The 751-nt window shown below is 40.5% G+C and carries 1 protein-coding gene; it reads left to right on the top strand.

The window, feature by feature from the left end; all coding sequences use genetic code 11:
• Positions 1-91: 91 nt before the first annotated feature.
• A partial coding sequence (locus BN3456_RS00550; RefSeq protein ID WP_242862762.1) for an IS256 family transposase occupies positions 92-751 on the top strand: 660 nt, incomplete at its 3' end.

Here is a 751-nt window from a genome sequence, read left to right as displayed (position 1 = left end):
GGTAGTGTCATAAATTTTGTGTCTTTGGTAATAAATGGTTCCAATCTGGTAAGAATTAAATATGAATATTCTTATCAGAGAGGAGCCTATTATTATGGCTATTGCAAAGGAGCAATTAAGACAAATTATTTCAGAAAATGACATTAACAGCGTATCTGATGTTTACGAATTATTCCGTGAAAGTTTCAAGGATATGTTGCAAGAGCTTTTGGAAGCAGAAATGGATGTTTCCATCGGCTATCCCAAAAATGCAAAAGATGACATCATCACTACCAACAAACGGAACGGCTATTCACCTAAAATGGTAAAGAGTCAGTATGGTGAAATTCCAATTGAAATTCCAAGAGACCGAAATGGAGAATTCGAACCACAGATTGTTCAGAAGCATCAGCGGGATGTTTCCGGGATAGAGGAAAAAATTATTTCCCTATATGCCCGTGGCATGAGTACCAGAGATATCCATGACCAGATCGAGGATCTGTATGGAATACAGCTCTCTGCCGATATGGTCAGCAAGATCACAGATAAAATCCTCCCGAATGTAAAGGAATGGCAGACACGTCCTCTGGAGCCGATCTATACTTTCTGTTTCCTAGATGCCATACACTATTCCTGCCGGGATGAGGGACGTATTGTAAAGAAGGCTGCCTATGTTGCGCTTGGAGTTCAGTTGGATGGAACCAAGGACATCCTGAGCATTACAGTCGGTGCAAATGAATCCTCAAAATTTTGGTTGGGAATGCTTAACAAC

Source organism: Clostridium sp. C105KSO13, from assembly GCF_001517425.1.
In the GTDB taxonomy this organism is placed as follows: Bacteria; Bacillota; Clostridia; order Lachnospirales; family Lachnospiraceae; genus Muricomes.
The sequence above is the reverse complement of the archived record's forward strand: the minus strand, read 5'-3'. Positions and strand labels throughout refer to the sequence as shown.